Consider the following 17313-nt stretch of genomic DNA (forward strand, 5'->3'; position numbering starts at 1 on the left):
TATGGGTACTTATAGACAAAGCATTCCACAAGCTGATACTCTTATGGGGTCTATGCGTTCAATGGGGTATTCTTTCGAAGCTGCTATTGCTGATATTATTGACAATGGTATTAGTGCAAATTGCAGCGTAGTCAAACTATTCTTCCCTTCAGAACCTGCTGATGATCTTGTTGTGGGAATCTTAGATGATGGAGAAGGAATGTCTGCAGGCGTCCTTTTTGAAGCTATGAGGTATGGAAGTACAGACCCTGAACTTGAAAGAAATGCAAATGATTTGGGACGATTCGGTTTAGGAATGAAATCTGCCTCTTTGTCTCAATGTAGAATTTTGACGGTTGTCAGTTTGCAGGAAGAAAAGATTAGTAGCTATTCTTGGGATTATAATTATATTCAAAATAGAAAAGAGTGGGTGGTGAAGGAGCTGTCACAAAATGAAATAAAAGCACTTCCTTATATTCACTCTCTCCTCGAATTGCCACATGGCACGCTTGTACTATGGCAGGATTTCGATGTGTTGGAGAAATCAAGTGGTGGAATGGTTTATGATGCTCTTGTTGAACTTAAAGAATCTGTAGCCAATAATATTGCTCTGATTTTCCATAACTTTCTTTCAGCAAAAGGTAAGGAGCAGATCAAGATGTACTTGAATAAAGGGAGGATAAAACCAATGGATCCTTTCCTTGAATCACATTCTAAGACAACAACGAAGAAAGCACGTTCTATTGCTATTCGGGACAGTAAGGGTCAAGAACGGCAAATCTGGGTTAAACCATATATCTTGCCATTTGCAACAGATTTAAACGATGAACACAGAAAACTCATAGGAGGAGTAGAGACATTAAGAATCAAACAAGGTTTCTATGTTTATCGAAATAAGCGTTTGATAATTTGGGGAACTTGGTTCGGGATGAAACCGCGTGGTGAACTCACAAAAAATGCTAGAGTTAGAGTAGATATTCCGAATTCACTTGATGACATATGGAGTATTGATATAAAGAAACAAACAGCTTCTATTCCAAAGCAGATTCAGCGTCAATTGCGCCAAACAGTTATTGAAGCGATGGATATTTCTGTTAGGAAGCAGACCCATCGTGGTCGAAAAGAAAATGTTGAGGATATTGACTATATTTGGGATAGAATGGAAGGCAGAGGAAAGACTTTTTATTATCAAATTAATCGTGAGAGCAAAGTGTTCCAGATGGTGAGGGATAGAATGTCAGAAGAAGACTATACTCTGCTTGAGATGCTTTTGAAAGAAATTGAGCAAAACGTTCCGACTCAGCAGATTTACATTGACAAGTCTAATGATGCAATCAGTCAAGATGAACCAGATAATCGTGTCGATGAGATTTTCCAACTTGGGATTTATATGGTAAACTTGGCAAAATCTTTTAACAAGAAATCTATAATAGAGATTGTTTCTGATCTGATGAAATCAGAGCCATTCTGCAAATATAAAGTTGTTGAGGAAAAACTTTTAGATAACTACAAGGATGAAATTAACAAACGAAGCATATAATAAGATTCTACTCATAATTTCCGCACGTTTGGAACTTATGAAGGAACTGTCGGGCTTTGTTCCATCTTTGGAAAATATTAAGCCTGCGATTGAAGACGCAATAGCCTTCTCTGGTATTGATTGTGATGAGGAAGACAAAAATAAATTGTTGGAAGAAATAGAATACCGAGAGAAAATCACTCATGTATTGGGCGATATTATTTATGATGATTATGAACAAAAGAAGTGGTATTTCAATGATAAAGTAGATGACAGCTATTTTTGGGAGAGATATTATCGTTATTTAAAAGAACACACTTCAATTGACGACAAGAGTATTAATCTTTTGCACGAAAAGACATTGCCTGACATAATGAATTGTTTATACAATCCAAAGGAAGAATTTGAAGGTAAACGTTTGAAGAGGGGCTTAATAATTGGTGATGTACAGTCTGGTAAAACCGCTACATATTCAGGTCTGATTTGTAAAGCTGCTGATGCAGGATATAAAGTTGTTATTCTTTTAGCTGGTATAACAGAAAGTCTTCGTCAGCAAACACAAGAACGTATTGATGAAAGTGTTGTTGGGTACACTATTCGTAAGGTTGAAAAACATATTCGCGAGGGGAAGGTAGGAGTTGGTAAAGACAACAAGCAACGTAGAGCAACTTCTTTTACTACATGTGTAAAAGATTTTGTTAAAGGGAGTAATTTGATTTCAACGACTTTATCGGAGCATAATTCTCTGGTCCTTTTTGTCGTTAAAAAAAATGTATCAGTTCTGACAAAATTGCATGATTGGTTGAAAAACCAGAATATGGATGTTCGTACAAATAGTATAAACCATCCAATGCTTCTTATTGACGATGAGGCAGACAATGCATCGGTTAATACAAAAAAAGATAATACAGATCCAACTAAGACAAACGCTATAATTCGTAAGATTTGCAATCTTTTTCAGACTGCGAATTATATTGGTTTTACTGCTACTCCATTTGCAAATGTTTTTATAGATCCGGATTCGGTGGACAGTATGAAGAATGCAGATTTGTTTCCAGAGCATTTCATATATACGTTACCGACCCCTTCCTCATATATTGGTGCCGATAAAATTTTTTATGAGGATAAAGAGTACTATCGCAATTTACGTTTTATAACTGATGTTGAAGAACCAGACTACACTTCAGATGAATATAGGACTGATTTACACGAAAATATAGAAGAACTTAATTCTGGGACATTCTACTCTCGTCACAAAAAAGAATGGAATGGAGTCTTGCCAGATTCGCTGAAGGAGTCCATCTATTGTTATTATCTGGCAAATGTTATTCGAGATTTAAGAGGACATGCCTCTAAACCAAGAAGTATGTTGGTTAATATGTCTCGTTTCATAAGGGTGCAACAGGTGATTAAGGAACATATTGAAGAAATACAGAACAACTTTATTCAAATACTAAAATACAACTTTGACGAAGATACCTCAAAGAATACTCATCTGTCACTGTATAAAGAACTGGAACGACTTTGGAATAAACATTTTGATAATATTACTGATATCAGTTTTATTAATGTTATAAAAAAGAAGAATTTATTAGGTGCTGTGTTCGATATTGAAGCAGATGTTCCAAAGATGGAAATTATCGTTGTTAATGGTAGTAGCGCAAGCAAATTAGATTACAAATCTAATCCTTCGTTGAGAGTAATTGCTATTGGAGGACTTGCTCTCTCGCGAGGTCTCACATTAGAGGGCTTGCTTGTAAGCTATTTCTATCGAAACACTGCAACATTTGATGTGTTGATGCAGATGGGGCGTTGGTTTGGTTATCGACCTGGTTATGCTGATTTGTTCCAAATATGGACAAGTCAAGCAAGTGCAACTTGGTATAGAGAAATAGCGACAGCCGCCACCGAATTGAAAGCAGATATTAAGAAAATGTTTGAGCAACATCTTACTCCTAAAGATTTCGGTATTAAAGTTCGTGACTATTGCGACGAATTACAGATAACAGCTAACAATAAGATGCGGACCGCGTACGAATTGTTGATGATGGAATCCTACTATGGAAATATCTGTGATACCCCTTACCTTAGTGTCAAGGCGGAACATAATGAAGAGAACTGGAATCAAGTAAAATGTTTTACTGCCCACCTGTTTGAAAATGATTATAAATTTGGTTTCGCGAATGTCGACAAATACAAAGATGAGGATGTATGTTCAGATATTGATAAATCTAGATATTTTTCTGATGTGTCCAAAGAATTGGTGGTAGACTTCCTGTCTAATATAAAATGTTCATTAGTTAACATGAAATTTAACCGGCAAAACTTAATTGATTTTATTTGCGACAAAGAAACAGAAGGAGTAGATAAATGGGATATTGTTTTCGAAGGTGGTGATGGGCAGACCTTTTATGATATACCAGGACTTGAAATGATACGTTGTCCGAAACGTCAGATTGAGGAACATGATCATGTAATTCAAATTTCGAGTCGTCGTAGGATTCTTGGTTTACGAGAAGGAAAGTTCTGCTTAAGTCAAGATGAGATAGATTTGGCAGAAAAACGATGCAGAGAAGTTTGGGCGAGAGAAGGTTCTGAGTTTGAAGGACGGCATATTCCTATTAAAGCATATTTTGAGCATCTTCCACACAGAAAACCTGTATTGATAATTATGCTCATCGAACCGGTAGAGCCAGAAAATATTGAAGCCAACAAGAATGCCTTAAAATTCATAGAGAAACTTAATGGCAATAAAATGATAGCTTTTGCTATTGGTTTCCCTGGATTAAAAGAAACAGGTAAAACTAAGAAATATAAAGTTAATAAAACATATTATCAGCTTAACATGCTTGATGAACCAGACGAAATAGAAGAGGATGAAGGATAAATTATCTACAACATTCTCGCAAGGATTCCAAAGCGGAGCTTTTATCCGTGTTGGTGAAAACCGCGACCTCAGTCTTTTTGTAGGAAAGGATGAGAAAGGAAACTATGCCTTTGATTTTAGAGGTACATACGTTCCAGTTAGAATAGCTCAGTCGGATGTGATTACAGTACTGCAGGGAAAGAGTGGCGAGAATTATATTCTTCGCTTTTCACTCTGTAATTCAGAGCTACTGGAATATTTTAGTACGTTTTGCCAGGATTTGCTCGATTCTACGGAAGCTATTAAGGACGATGAAGATGCTTATAAAACACTTTGTTCAAGATATTTCTCATGGAAAAAATTGTTCCGACCAAATAATGGTGGAATGAATGACAATGAGGTAATGGGGTTGATAGGCGAACTGCTTTTTATGCAGGATTATATGATTCCTCACTATGGTGTGGATATGGCATTAGATAGCTGGATGGGTCCAGAAAAGACCCATAAGGATTATTCTACAGAGAGTGTTTGGTATGAGATAAAGGCAATAAGTGTAGGCAAAGATTCTGTAAAGATTTCATCACTTGAGCAACTGGATGGAGATGACGAGGGCTATCTTGCTATTTATTGTTTGGAAAAGATGAGTCCAACATTCAGTGGTATAAAATTGAATGTACTGGTTCAAAACCTAATGGCAAAAATGGGGACAGCTCAAAATAGAGAGACTTTCATGTCTAAACTGAGTATGTACGCATTCGATTTCTCTCCAGAATACGACAAATTCGTATTTACGAATGTGGGATTCTCAATGTACAATGTAAGCAACGATTTCCCTCGCTTATGCAGAAAAAACATACCGAATGCAATAAACAGAATTCAGTACGAGATTTTTCTTTCTGAATTAGAAGAATATAAACTTTAAATCCGTTACACTATGGAGATTGAAGAATATAGAGCGCAATTTATTGATCAGCTTAGATTTGATGCCGATCACGAAGGAACAGAACCGGAAACTCAGTTTATTCTAAAAACATTAGAAGAACTGGAATCTATCGGGGAATTTAATGATCCGATGCCGATGTCTATTGAAATGAGAGGCAAGCGTGGTCGTATCATGGCTTTTGATGCTTATGCTTACGACGAAGCTGACAGTGCACTCATATTGATTGCAAGTGATTTTACCAATGAGCGTGATGCCGTAAACACGTTGACCAACACCCGCATCATGGATTTGTATACTCACATGTGCAATTTCCTTGACGAAGTTGTCAACGGCAAGATGAGTGACTATTGTGACGATTCCGATCCTGCCATTATTTTAGCAAAAGAATTTCGAAAGAAAATTGGCAAAGGAATGTTGGACACAGAGATTCTTCGCTTCAAGTTTTATATTATTTCTAACTCGATTCTTAGTAAGCAGGTGAAGAGCGTCTCTCAAGAAGATTTTCTTGAGAGACCGGTAGAGTTAAATATCTGGACGCTGGAACGGCTGTTCCAAACATTTATGTCCGATGCAAGTGAGATTGTTGAGTTTGATACAAAAGATTTTGATTGCGAGGGGATTCAATATCTAAAAGCAGATTTAGGAGATAGTAGCGACTATGATGCATATCTTGGAATTGTTCCAGGAAAGTTCTTGGCAGATATCTATTTGAAATATGGGAGTAAATTATTGCAAGGCAATGTGCGGGCTTTCCTGAGTGTTCGTGGTAAGGTAAACAAGGGTATCCGAAATACTATCATTAATAGTCCAGAGAATTTCTTTACCTATAATAACGGCATTGCTATTGTTGCCCGTTCAATAGGTTTTTCTGCAGATAACACTCGAATTACTCATTTTAAGGATTTACAAATTATAAATGGTGGTCAGACAACCGCTTCGTTAGCTAATGCAATTATTCGCAAAGAGGACAAAAAAGGCATGGACAATTTGTTTGTTCCGATGAAGCTGACTGTGCTGAATGTGGACAACGATATGTCGGAGGAAGAGGTTGAACGTTATAACAATATTACTAAAACAATCTCAAAATGCGCTAATTGCCAGAATCCTGTTTCGGATGCCGATTTTTTCTCTAATCACCCATTCCATGTAATGATGGAGAAACTATCGCAAAAGGTTCTTGCTCCTCCTGTTGCAGGCAAACCATATCAGACTCGTTGGTTCTACGAGCGTTCTCGTGGAAAATGGGAACAGGAACAAATGAAACTTACACAAGCGCAGCGAAAAAACTTCTGCGAGAAAAGTCCGAAAAATCAGGTTGTCAAGAAGGAAAAGCTGGCGAAATGTTTGAATACTATTCGTATGAATCCTCACCAGGTTTGTCAAAGCTCTGCCATCAACTTCAATCGTTTTGCGGATTATGTTGAAGAACTTTATGATAAATCAAAGGATAGTATTAATGAGGTGTTCTTTAAGAAAGGAATCTGCTCCGTCATTATGTTTGATGAATTGGACGTAATGATCAATAAGTCCGAATGGTATCCTAAAGGAGGAGATAAAGCTCAGATTGTGCCATACACAATTGCAAAACTGATATCAATTTTGCCAAAGGATGCCGATCTTGACTGGGTTACGATTTGGAATAAACAGACACTGTATCCGGCTCTTGCAAATGAGTTGATTCGTTTAGCTTTTGATACACAGAAGTTTTTGACAAAACAAGCTGGTGGAGGCCTTGTTAGAACGATATCCAGAACGCTTGCAGTTTGGGATGACTATAAGAAAGTTCCGTTTGAACTCTCTGACGAATTTATTAAATCCCTTGTTTCCCAAAAGGAGATTAAAACAACAGAAGCTGCTGCTAAACGAGCGCACAAATTCAATTCAAACATTGAAGCAAGCGTTGAGATATTTAATTTGGGTGCTGACTATTGGATGAGGGTTTGTAACGAACTTTCAAAAGAAAATGTTCTCTCGTACGGAGACCTTGATTTTATTAAGTCTATCGCAACTAGATTTATAGCTAAAATGGTTCTTCCTTCGTCTGCCCAATGTAAGCGACTCTTGAAGATTGTCAACAATGTTGAGGATAAGGGATATGTAATGCCGTAAATTGTATGTGCAAAATCTGCGTATACATGAAAATATAGTTTCATATAATTGTATGCTTATGACAAAATATGGTAATACAAAATAGTACAACTGAGTTTCTCATCTTTATGCTTGAAGTTAGATTTATAGGACAGCCGTCGTACCCCGATATACTGCATTAAAATGTAGCCAGGAGAATTGATTTCCAATAATTTGATGGTGGAATTATGCGAACAAAGGATTTAATAATTAAATATGCTCAGGTATTGATATGGACAAACTGACCAGAGAACAGCGTCATCGTTGCATGTCTGCAATAAAGGGCAAGAACACAAAGCCGGAATTATTGGTGAGAAAGTTCTTGTTCAGCCGTGGTTTTCGATATAGACTAAATCACCCAAGGCTTCCCGGACATCCTGATTTGGTTTTGCGCAAATACAGAACTGTTATTTTCGTAAATGGCTGTTTTTGGCATGGTCACGAAGGATGCAAATATTATGTTCTTCCGAAAACAAATGTCGAATTTTGGCAGAATAAGATTGAACGCAATCGGAGCAGGGATATAGAGGAACGGCAGCAGCTAACTTCAATGGGATGGCATTGCCTTACCGTTTGGGAATGTCAGTTGAAACCAAAAGTTCGCCAACAGACTTTAGATGCTTTGGAATATACGCTTTGCCATATTTATCTTGAGGATAGAAGGATCAAATCATATGAGACAACTGAGGAAGAATATAGCATGGTGGCAGAACCCGTAGAAAGTTATGGCAAATCGAAATGAATAATCGTAAAGATGATAATTTAAGATATGACAAAGAACATAGAAATACGAAATAGCACAGCAGAGTTTCTCATCTTTATGCTCGAAGGCAAAGAGGATGGAATTCATGTGATGTATAAGGATGAAACTATATGGGCAACGCAAAAGGCTATATCACAGCTCTTTGATGTTGATAGAACAGTTGTATCTAAGCATCTTAAAAATATATTTGAGTCCTCTGAATTACGACAAGATTCAGTATGTGCAAAATTTGCACATACTGCTGAGGATGGTAAAACCTATAATACGCAGTTCTATAACCTCGATGCTATCATCAGTGTTGGGTATCGTGTTAATTCTGTTCGTGCCACTCAGTTCCGGCAGTGGTGTACGTTTGTACTCCGCCAGTTTGCCATCCGTGGATATGTACTTGATCATAAGCGAATGGAGAACGGGGCTTTCTTAGGTGTAGATTACTTTGAACATTTGCTTGCCGAAATAAGGGAGATAAGGCTGAGTGAGCGTCGTTTTTATCAGAAGCTCACGGATATCTATGCTACGGCAATAGACTATAACAAGGATGCTCCGACAACCTATCTTTTCTTTAAGAAGATACAGAACAAAATGCACTATGCTGTGCATGGGCATACCGCTGCGGAGTTGATAGTTGAACGAGCCGATGCGAATAAGGAACACATGGGATTGACCACTTGGGAGAACGCTCCGAATGGAAAAATTGTCAAAACTGACGTCTCTGTTGTAAAGAATTATTTGCGAGAAAAAGAATTGGAAGAAATGGGCAGGATAGTCAATGCATCGCTTGATATGGCGGAAAGTATGGCTATGCGTCATATACCTATGACAATGGAAGATTGGGCAAAGCGAATAGACAAATTCATTAATTTATTTGATAGCCCGATATTGCAGGATAGCGGAAAAGTTTCTGCCGAATATGCCAAAGAGTTTGCTGAATCTGAGTTTGAAAAGTACAGGATCATTCAAGACCGTCTTTTCCAATCTGATTTTGATAGATTTGAGAATGATAGTCTTCCTGCATTGGATATTGAATAATTATAATGTCATTTTGAGGTTGGCAAAATCGCCTTTGGGATATGGCAGATTCATGTCGTTAAATTGGCAAGCGTTTGGACAATAGTCCTGTATTCATGTTCATCATCGAGTATCTTCACTTATGGGGCGGCATTGCTCCGGAATACCGACATTGGAATTTGAATTATGAAAAATGATTCCAAAGAGTTCGCGAAAGAGCAAAAAACAGTTCCTAAAAGGTGATGACGTGTTCCTAAAAGAACCTACGGAGTTCACAAAAGAGTTCATAAAAGAACAGTTGGGTTCATAAAAAAAAGTTCGTAAAAGAACTACTGAAATGCGCTTCTACGTGGTTGCTGTCAGATAGCCAAACGCTCCTTTGGATTGAACTTGCGTAGAGCGAGAAAATAGAAACGGTCACAATCCTCATTAGCCGGCAACTCTGCCAGTTTCATTATACGATGCATTACAATCATGCAATGGTTCTAACTCTGTTCGGTGTCAATGTAAAGGATGCGGTTTTTCCCGTCAGGAAAATCCGTTGTGTAGTTAAGGATTTTTTTTCCGGACAAAGCTGCTGCCACCATAGCCGACACATTGAAAGTCTTTTTGCTTTTAGCCTTGCCTATAGATGCACTGAAATTTCCCAATGTCCCGATAGCCACTTCGCCTATTTTCAGAACTTCCGGCTCCTGTTCGTATTCCTTTTCCAAGCTGAGCATTGTATCTTGCCATCTTGTAGCGACCTGAGCAAGATCTTCAATGGGTGCTACCGTTTCCATACTCACTAGCTTTTAGGATTGGCTTTGCGACGTGTAGTTGCAAGCATTCGGGTATGTTCTTCCTCTATGCTTATAGGCGATTCTCCTTTCCTTCCGCTTTCCAACCATTTGTCCAGTTCATCACGGTAAACAAATAGGTGCTTGCCTTGTTTAATGATTGGAATACCGCTATGTTTGGCTTTGTAATAAAAGGATGATTTCGAGATGCCTAGATATTCGCAGACTTCATCAACGGTCATTGGAACATGGGTATCTTTTTTTACCTCGCTATGCTGCTGATGAAGTTTTTCTTTCAGCAGATTTTCCATACTTGAGATTCTCTCGCAGAGTTCGCCTACCACTTCCGGTAGGTCATTGAAGGTTAATTTGTTTCTTTGCATGATATAACACTGTTTTGTTTAACATGCTGCAAACCAACACAATGATGTAACGCTGACAAACCTCAGAAAGCGATAATATTTCTGTCTGCGTTGAATAACCCTAATTGGTTGAATCTACGTTCAATTCTGGGTCGTTCTTCATACATTTGAAGTGGTAATCCCCAGTTTTAGGAATATCAAGGGCTATTTTGCAAATTCCGCATGTCCGGAGATTTTTAGCCAGATATTTAATCGAAGCATCTTTTAGTTCATGTGGGAATATAGTATGTATGAATGTTGCTCTATCTAAAAGAGAAATGCCCAATCTCTCCCCGATGTTCCATACGAAATGCATCAGGTCAATAGAACGGAGGGAATTATCTACTTTTGAACGGATTGGCTTGTATAAATCAGACTGTCCGTGCGCAAAATACTCTATGTTTTCATGTAGAATTTCAAGATCTTCTTTTGAGAGAAATTCCGTCATTACAAATGTGGTATATTCATGAATGACACGCTTAATGTCTGCCTGTCTTTCGGATTTTTTACGTTCAATCTCAGCCACACGTACTTCATAATTATCCATATAATCTTGTTTTACAACACTTTCTGCAACTAAATTTACCGGATTTATGTCCTTGTCGTTTGGACACTCCGGTTCAATCTCCTTAATTTGTTCAGTTAGTTCAACAGGAAGAGGTTTTACTTGCTTGCCAAAAGACAAACTCAATTCATTCTTTGTAATGAATCGGAAGAAGAAATGCTTAAGTACTCCACAGGCGAGTATTATTGCCGTAATATATAGAATAACTGGAGTGGAATACTCCATCAGGTCAATATGGCAATTGAGATATAAGTAGGAGTCTGTTGCCCAGTAAAGGATGACACTTACTGAAAGTATGAAACTGGTTCTTTGAGGAGAGATTTTAATACTATTCGTCATAAACTGATACTGTTTGGGTTTTACAATAAGACAAATGTATATGCAGATTTCCAAATAGTTGCTGTTTGTAATGGATAATCGTTCAGAATTTAAGAAAAAAATATGCTCAGAGTATGATTTGATGCAAAATATCATACTCTGAGCAATAAAAACGGGATTATTTGAGCATTAATTCTTACTTGCGGATTAAAGAGATTCTGTTGCTGGCTTCACGCTTGTTGCTGTCCACAACTTTCATGTACCGTTGTGTCGTGGTAATACTTTTATGTGCCATGTTACTTTGAATGGTACGTATGTCTGTGCCGGCTGCTCCTTGAAGTGTTGCGTATGTTCTTCGGTAGGAGTGGAAAGTGATATTCTTGGTAATACCGGCTTCGCGAATCCACTCTTTCATGGGTTGCTGTGTCCAACTTCGTTTCAATTCTTTAAATACTAATCCGGTTTTTTCCGGAGAATAGCCGATTAATTGCAGGGCTTCGTCACTGATTGGAATGATGTCCTCTGTTTTGGTCTTTTGGGTAATTGTATGGACACATTTTCCTCCAGCTGCAAAGTCAATGATTTCATGCCATTGCAACGATAGTATGTCGCTGATTCTAAGACTGGTCAGACATGAGAACAATGCCGCTGTTTTCAGAATCGGCTTTTTGCAAGGTGTTTCTGCCAATTTGTATAGTTCTTCCACGCTTAGATAATCTTTTGGAGTATCTTCTGTTTCGATTTTATCCAAAAAGTCATTGATATTGGTTTTGATTAGCCGATTGCGATAAAGGATTTTCAAAAGTCCCCTGAATGTTGACCAATAGCCGGAAGCAGAGTTCTTTGAAATGCGACCGTCACGCCTAAGTTGCTTGGCATTTAGCAGATACTCACGAAACTTATTACAAAGGTCAATATCAATTTCTTCAAAAGTACATTTGCCATGAACGAAGTTGTAGAAATGGTGGTACACAAATTCCCATTTTTGGTCATGCTTACGAAGCTGCCTGCGATAGTATTCCAGAAAATCCGCTTTGAGTTTGTGCCTGTCAAAGAAATCATACCTGTCATTTACGATAGATTCAAAGCGTCTGCATCGGATGGCTTCTGCCTTTTCAGACATAGTGGCATTGAAGTTACGTTCGCGCTCGTTCTTGGGATTGGCATAAATATAAATGTTCAATCCTTCGTGGCGGATGGTTTTCATTGTTTCCTGGTCACGATAGCCTGGATAATAATCCAGATAGTAAGAAAGCATTCCGTTTTTCAAAGGACGTGTTCTCAATGTTACTGTTTTACATTCTAACATGGTTACAATTATTATTAGTTTATACTTGATTTGCTGCAAATGTCCGTAATGACTTGACACAGACAATGCTCATTTTTAGAATCATTTTCTGGTCTGCCTAAATTCAGACTTAGGCTTATTTTCTGACACCCATTACATGATCGAATTCCACTTTCAGGAATCTCACGAAACGACCTTTTTTCTCACGTTTGATTTCGTGGAACTGCAGAATGCCATAGACAGAATCCCGTGTGAGATTGTATCTCTTCATGGCTTCCTGCACGGTGTAGTATTCCGAAGAATTATCTTCGGCAGTCTGCTTGGATATATCAAAATGTAGCTTTGAGTAGAATATCTGACCGTGTTCTTTTTTGGACGGGATGTTGTTACGATAGACATGGGAGCGGATGGCAACTCGACTCATCCCATACTTTTGTTCAATCTCATCAGGAGTGTACCACTCGGTCAGTGCATCGTCTGTCTTGTATTTGGCAAACGCAGTATCAATATGCTTTTTGCTGTAATAGTTGAACTGGCGAATACGGATTTTGGGGATATTGTTCTCTCTTGTATATGCCCAAATCCATTTTTGCGATACTTTGTACTTTTCGGAAATTTGCTCGGCAGTGTAGTACTCAGTTATATCAAGATCATCTTTTATTCTTCTTCGTTCATAGGGGCGGGTTTTGAGCATCAGTTCAATATCGGCTCTGCGAATGATTGACATCCTTGCACTGATTCTTGATGCTCTCAACTTATCCTCTTTGACGAGTTTGTAAATGTATTGGCGAGAAACGCCCATCAACTGTGTGGCTTGTGCAAAAGTAAAGTAATCTTGATGGTCTAACTTACTTTTGACTTCTATCAATTCTTGTAATTCACGAAGTTCGATTCTTCGTTCTTTCATTCGGTGTTTGTAGCCTTGACTGGCACATTGGTGGCAACAATAATTAGTGGTTGTTTTCTTCGCAATGAATGGTTTTCCACACCATTGGCAAATTCTTTTTACTTCCATGTTGTTTTCTCCATATTTTTAGTGAAACCATATAATTTTAATTTCGCTTTTTGTCTACCTATGTAAACCATTGTCAACACATGTTGTTGACTACCTCAGTGTGACATCGGGGACAAACCCCAATTTGTTTCGCGGTAGAAATACGGTAGAAAAATAAGGCGAACAACACTCTCCAACCACTATCAACTGGATTTTTGGCAAATAAAAAAGCCGCTGAATTTCAGCGACTTCATTATTGTTAGTTCTAATTCGTTGCAGTTAATTGCGATATATCATTTCCCGATGCAAAAATGTTGAAAGATATTCTGAAGCACCATATCATTCGTAACCTCGCCAGCTATGTCTGAAATGAAGAAGATGCATTCCCGTATGTCTTGCGAAAGAAAATCTCCGGAAATTTGTGAATCAAGCCCACTCTGTACTCTATGAATAGCTTCCAAAGCTTTGTTTAAAGCCTCATAATGTCTTACATTTGTCACAATAATATCATTTTGTGTTACTGTTGGTAAATGTGCTGCATCAATAAGCATTTTTTGTAGCTCACTTGTATTTTCCCGTTGTTTGGCCGAGATAAAAATACATTCTGTAGACTCTTTAGGAAAGTCTTTTAATAGAGACTGTAAATTCTCTTTTTGCTTGTCTTCGATCAAATCAGCCTTATTGAACACAACAATCAAATGCTTTCCTTCACAACGCGGAATGATCTTCTCTGATAACTGTTCGATTTGAGAGGCAGCATTCACAGCATCTACCATCCAAAGAACAATCTCTGCCTGATCTAACTTTTGGAAAGTACGTTCGATACCGAGACTTTCGATCGTATCATTGGTTTCCCGGATCCCGGCAGTATCAATGAACCGGAAAGTGATTCCTCCGATGTTGATAGTATCTTCGATCACATCACGCGTTGTCCCGTGGATATCACTGACAATCGCCTTATCTTCATTTAATAATACATTCAGTAAAGTCGATTTTCCGGCATTCGTTTCACCGATAATAGCTACAGGGACACCGTTCTTAATAGCATTACCAACACTAAAAGAATGAGCCAACCGCGAAATGACCTGTTCAATTTCATCTGCCAGCTTCTTTAATGCCGAACGATCGGCAAATTCAACATCCTCTTCGCTGAAGTCCAACTCCAGTTCGATCATAGAGGTGAAATTCAGCAATTTGTTACGTAATTCCGTCAGTTCCTTGCTGAAACCACCTCGCATCTGGCTCATAGCCAAACGATGAGTGGCAGCAGATGAAGACGCGATCAAGTCCGCCACAGCCTCTGCCTGACTTAAATCCATCTTTCCGTTAAGGAAAGCGCGTTGCGTATACTCTCCCGGTTGGGCCATGCGGCAACCGTTTTTGATAAGCAACTGCATCACCTGTTGAAGAATGTAAGAAGAACCGTGACACGTGATTTCCGTACTGTCTTCTCCCGTGTATGAATGAGGAGCACGGAAAAGACTGACGAGCACTTCGTCAATAATCTCGTCTCCGTCATAAATACGTCCGAATGTCAAAGTATATGGTTTTTGCTCACTCAATAATTTGCCAGTCTTGGCGGGCTTGAATATGCTGCCAGTGATAGAAATAGCTTCCGGTCCGGAAACGCGGATGCTTCCGATAGCACCGCCCTGGGCGGTAGCGATAGCGCAGATTGTATCTTGATTCATTGTTTTTTCTTTTTGGATGAGCAAAGATAATTGTTTCTAAGTAAAAAATAGAAAATTGAGCACAACTTGTGCTTTATTTGTTTATATTTGCTGCCGTGCAGTGGTACACCAAACAAAATAAAACAATAATGCTATGGAACCAGCGATCAATTTATATTCTCCGAATGAGAAAAGCGAACTCATACGGGAAAATTATCAGGAAATACTTTCTGTACTTGCAGCTCATCAAATAGCTTTGTGGGAGTATGATATCATTACGGGCAAATGCTCCTTTTCAGACGATTATTTTTCTACACTCGGATTGAAGGATACCGGAATCATTTTTGAGGACATCGATGATTTCTATCGGTTTATTCATCCGGAAGATGCCGAATCCTATAAACAAGCCTTTGCAGAAATGCTTTCATCAGACTCTAAAACCTCACAAATAAGAGTTCGTTGTATGGGCGAACAAGGGAAAGTGATTTGGCTGGAAGATCATTTTCTGTCTTACAAAGAGAGTTGCAAAAGTCATCCGGGCAAACTGCTGGTATATACGGTGAACGTCACTTCACAGTGCGAAAAGGAGCAACATATCAAATATCTGGAAGAATACAACCGTAAAATTATTGAAGCACTGCCGGAATTCATTTTTATCTTTGATGATAACTTCTTCATTACCGATGTCCTGATGGCGCCGGGGACGATTTTGCTTCATCCTGTGGAAGTGTTGCGTGGAGCGGATGGACGATCTATTTATTCACCGGAGGTCAGTGACCTGTTTCTTTGTAACATTCGGGAATGTTTGCATGACGGTAAGTTGAAGGAGATAGAATATCCGCTTGAAGTGGATGGAAGTCTGCATTATTTTCAGGCACGTATCGCCCCCTTCGAAGGAAACAGGGTACTTGCACTGATACATGATATTGGAGACCGGATTCAGCGTTCGCAGGAATTGATCGAAGCTAAACGTCGTGCGGAAGATGCCGATAAGATGAAGTCTGTCTTTCTGGCAAATATGAGCCATGAGATTCGTACTCCGTTGAATGCTATTGTTGGTTTCTCGGAGATTATCGCGGTGACAGAGAGTGAAGAAGAGAAAATGGAGTATCTGGAAATTATTCAGAGAAACAGTAACTTGTTGTTACAGTTAATCAATGATATCTTGGACTTGTCCCGTATTGAATCCGGAAAGTCGGAGATGCATTTCCAGCAGGTAGAGATTGTAGGATTGGTGGAAGAAGTGGAGAAAGTGCACCAGCTGAAGATGAAGTCGAGCGTAGAGTTGAATGTGATTCGTCCGGAAGGAGAATTCTGGACCTCTACCGACCGAAACCGGGTGATGCAGGTCTTGTTCAACTTCCTGTCGAATGCCATTAAAAATACGGAAAAGGGAACTATTACATTAGGGCTGAAACATGAAGGCCCCTGGCTGAAACTATTTGTCAGCGATACAGGTTGTGGAATATCCAAAGAGAAGCTCCCGCAGATTTTCACCCGTTTTGAGAAGCTGGATGACTTCGTGCAAGGTACCGGGCTGGGACTCTCAATCTGTAAAAGTATCGTAGAACGTCTGGGTGGACGCATTGAGGTAACTTCTGAATTGGGGCAGGGGAGTACGTTTGCACTCTATTTGCCTTATCAGGAAATACCGAAAGAAGTTGTTGAAAGAAGACTTCCGCATAAAAAGGATGTTGAAGCAGATAAACGTAAAAAGATATTGGTAGTGGAAGATATAGAGTCGAACTTTGCTCAACTGAACATTCTTCTGAATAAAGAATATATTATCTCATGGGTACGCAATGGACAGGAGGCTATCAATAGTTTCATCCGTGAAAGTCCGGATTTGATTCTGATGGATATTCGTATGCCGGTGATGGACGGTATTCAAGCTACTGAAAAGATTCGTACGATCTCTCTGACCGTGCCTATTATTGCAGTGACTGCGTATGCTTTCTATACCGAACAGCAGCAGGCCATTCAAGCGGGATGTAACGCCGTTATCTCAAAACCCTATTCTTTGGAGAGGCTAAGAGAGACGATAGAATCTTACATCGGATAATTAATTTTCTAAAAGAGAACCAACATTCTGT

Annotated in this window: 12 protein-coding genes and 1 pseudogene; 7 read left to right on the forward strand and 6 right to left on the reverse strand. The window is 38.8% G+C overall.

Annotated elements, in window-relative coordinates; genetic code table 11:
- The first annotated feature begins 1 nt into the window (after position 1).
- From I2I04_RS09740 to I2I04_RS09765, 6 genes are all read left to right on the forward strand, one after another.
- Entirely contained in the window at positions 2 to 1519 is a 1518-nt protein-coding gene (locus I2I04_RS09740; protein WP_195654910.1) for an ATP-binding protein, read from the forward strand.
- Entirely contained in the window at positions 1494 to 4385 is a 2892-nt protein-coding gene (locus tag I2I04_RS09745) for a Z1 domain-containing protein (protein WP_195654911.1), read from the forward strand. Before I2I04_RS09740 ends, I2I04_RS09745 begins: the two co-directional genes overlap by 26 nt.
- Complete coding sequence (locus I2I04_RS09750; RefSeq protein ID WP_195654912.1) at positions 4375 to 5286, forward strand: PD-(D/E)XK motif protein; 912 nt, start codon at positions 4375 to 4377, stop codon at positions 5284 to 5286. Before I2I04_RS09745 ends, I2I04_RS09750 begins: the two co-directional genes overlap by 11 nt.
- Before the next feature lie 12 nt (positions 5287 to 5298).
- Entirely contained in the window at positions 5299 to 7416 is a 2118-nt protein-coding gene (locus tag I2I04_RS09755; RefSeq protein ID WP_195654913.1) for an AIPR family protein, read from the forward strand.
- A 250-nt stretch (positions 7417 to 7666) separates the two neighbouring features.
- Entirely contained in the window at positions 7667 to 8176 is a 510-nt protein-coding gene (locus tag I2I04_RS09760; protein WP_195654914.1) for a very short patch repair endonuclease, read from the forward strand.
- A gap of 27 nt (positions 8177 to 8203) precedes the next feature.
- Positions 8204 to 9226 (forward strand): virulence RhuM family protein, encoded by a 1023-nt coding sequence (locus tag I2I04_RS09765; protein WP_195654915.1) that lies wholly within the window; start codon positions 8204 to 8206, stop codon positions 9224 to 9226.
- A gap of 341 nt (positions 9227 to 9567) precedes the next feature.
- Here the strand turns inward: I2I04_RS09765 and I2I04_RS09770 are convergent.
- The 6 genes and pseudogenes from I2I04_RS09770 to mnmE form a co-directional block, all read right to left on the reverse strand.
- A pseudogene (locus I2I04_RS09770) lies at positions 9568 to 9987 on the reverse strand (mobilization protein); the annotation flags it as partial.
- Positions 9988 to 9992: 5 nt separating this feature from the next.
- A complete protein-coding gene (locus I2I04_RS09775) occupies positions 9993 to 10367 on the reverse strand; it encodes a helix-turn-helix domain-containing protein (protein WP_195654916.1) in 375 nt (124 codons plus the stop codon).
- A 100-nt stretch (positions 10368 to 10467) separates the two neighbouring features.
- Positions 10468 to 11289, reverse strand: a complete 822-nt coding sequence (locus I2I04_RS09780) for a hypothetical protein (protein ID WP_195654917.1) — start codon at positions 11287 to 11289, stop codon at positions 10468 to 10470.
- A gap of 175 nt (positions 11290 to 11464) precedes the next feature.
- Positions 11465 to 12577 carry a tyrosine-type recombinase/integrase gene (locus I2I04_RS09785; RefSeq protein ID WP_195654918.1) on the reverse strand — a complete coding sequence of 371 codons (1113 nt, stop codon included), beginning with the start codon at positions 12575 to 12577 and terminating at the stop codon, positions 11465 to 11467.
- A 115-nt stretch (positions 12578 to 12692) separates the two neighbouring features.
- Positions 12693 to 13571, reverse strand: a complete 879-nt coding sequence (locus I2I04_RS09790; protein ID WP_195654919.1) for a helix-turn-helix domain-containing protein — start codon at positions 13569 to 13571, stop codon at positions 12693 to 12695.
- A 272-nt stretch (positions 13572 to 13843) separates the two neighbouring features.
- Positions 13844 to 15241, reverse strand: coding sequence for a tRNA uridine-5-carboxymethylaminomethyl(34) synthesis GTPase MnmE (gene mnmE, locus I2I04_RS09795; RefSeq protein ID WP_195654920.1), 1398 nt, complete (start codon positions 15239 to 15241; stop codon positions 13844 to 13846).
- A 133-nt stretch (positions 15242 to 15374) separates the two neighbouring features.
- Here mnmE and I2I04_RS09800 point away from each other — a divergent pair, with 133 nt between their 5' ends.
- Positions 15375 to 17282, forward strand: a complete 1908-nt coding sequence (locus tag I2I04_RS09800; RefSeq protein ID WP_143258393.1) for a PAS domain-containing hybrid sensor histidine kinase/response regulator — start codon at positions 15375 to 15377, stop codon at positions 17280 to 17282.
- Positions 17283 to 17313: the final 31 nt, after the last annotated feature.

This window comes from Bacteroides sp. 1001136B_160425_E2 (genome assembly GCF_015559655.1).
Lineage (GTDB): Bacteria > Bacteroidota > Bacteroidia > Bacteroidales > Bacteroidaceae > Bacteroides > Bacteroides luhongzhouii.

What these genes read in the sequence shown, in the direction of transcription:
- I2I04_RS09740 (WP_195654910.1), top strand. Translation starts at nt 2, where the DNA reads ATGGGTACTTATAGACAAAGCATTCCACAAGCTGATACTCTTATGGGG.
- I2I04_RS09745 (WP_195654911.1), top strand. Translation starts at nt 1,494, where the DNA reads ATGAAATTAACAAACGAAGCATATAATAAGATTCTACTCATAATTTCC.
- I2I04_RS09750 (WP_195654912.1), top strand. Translation starts at nt 4,375, where the DNA reads ATGAAGGATAAATTATCTACAACATTCTCGCAAGGATTCCAAAGCGGA.
- I2I04_RS09755 (WP_195654913.1), top strand. Translation starts at nt 5,299, where the DNA reads ATGGAGATTGAAGAATATAGAGCGCAATTTATTGATCAGCTTAGATTT.
- I2I04_RS09760 (WP_195654914.1), top strand. Translation starts at nt 7,667, where the DNA reads ATGGACAAACTGACCAGAGAACAGCGTCATCGTTGCATGTCTGCAATA.
- I2I04_RS09765 (WP_195654915.1), top strand. Translation starts at nt 8,204, where the DNA reads ATGACAAAGAACATAGAAATACGAAATAGCACAGCAGAGTTTCTCATC.
- I2I04_RS09775 (WP_195654916.1), bottom strand. Translation starts at nt 10,367, where the DNA reads ATGCAAAGAAACAAATTAACCTTCAATGACCTACCGGAAGTGGTAGGC.
- I2I04_RS09780 (WP_195654917.1), bottom strand. Translation starts at nt 11,289, where the DNA reads ATGACGAATAGTATTAAAATCTCTCCTCAAAGAACCAGTTTCATACTT.
- I2I04_RS09785 (WP_195654918.1), bottom strand. Translation starts at nt 12,577, where the DNA reads ATGTTAGAATGTAAAACAGTAACATTGAGAACACGTCCTTTGAAAAAC.
- I2I04_RS09790 (WP_195654919.1), bottom strand. Translation starts at nt 13,571, where the DNA reads ATGGAAGTAAAAAGAATTTGCCAATGGTGTGGAAAACCATTCATTGCG.
- mnmE (WP_195654920.1), bottom strand. Translation starts at nt 15,241, where the DNA reads ATGAATCAAGATACAATCTGCGCTATCGCTACCGCCCAGGGCGGTGCT.
- I2I04_RS09800 (WP_143258393.1), top strand. Translation starts at nt 15,375, where the DNA reads ATGGAACCAGCGATCAATTTATATTCTCCGAATGAGAAAAGCGAACTC.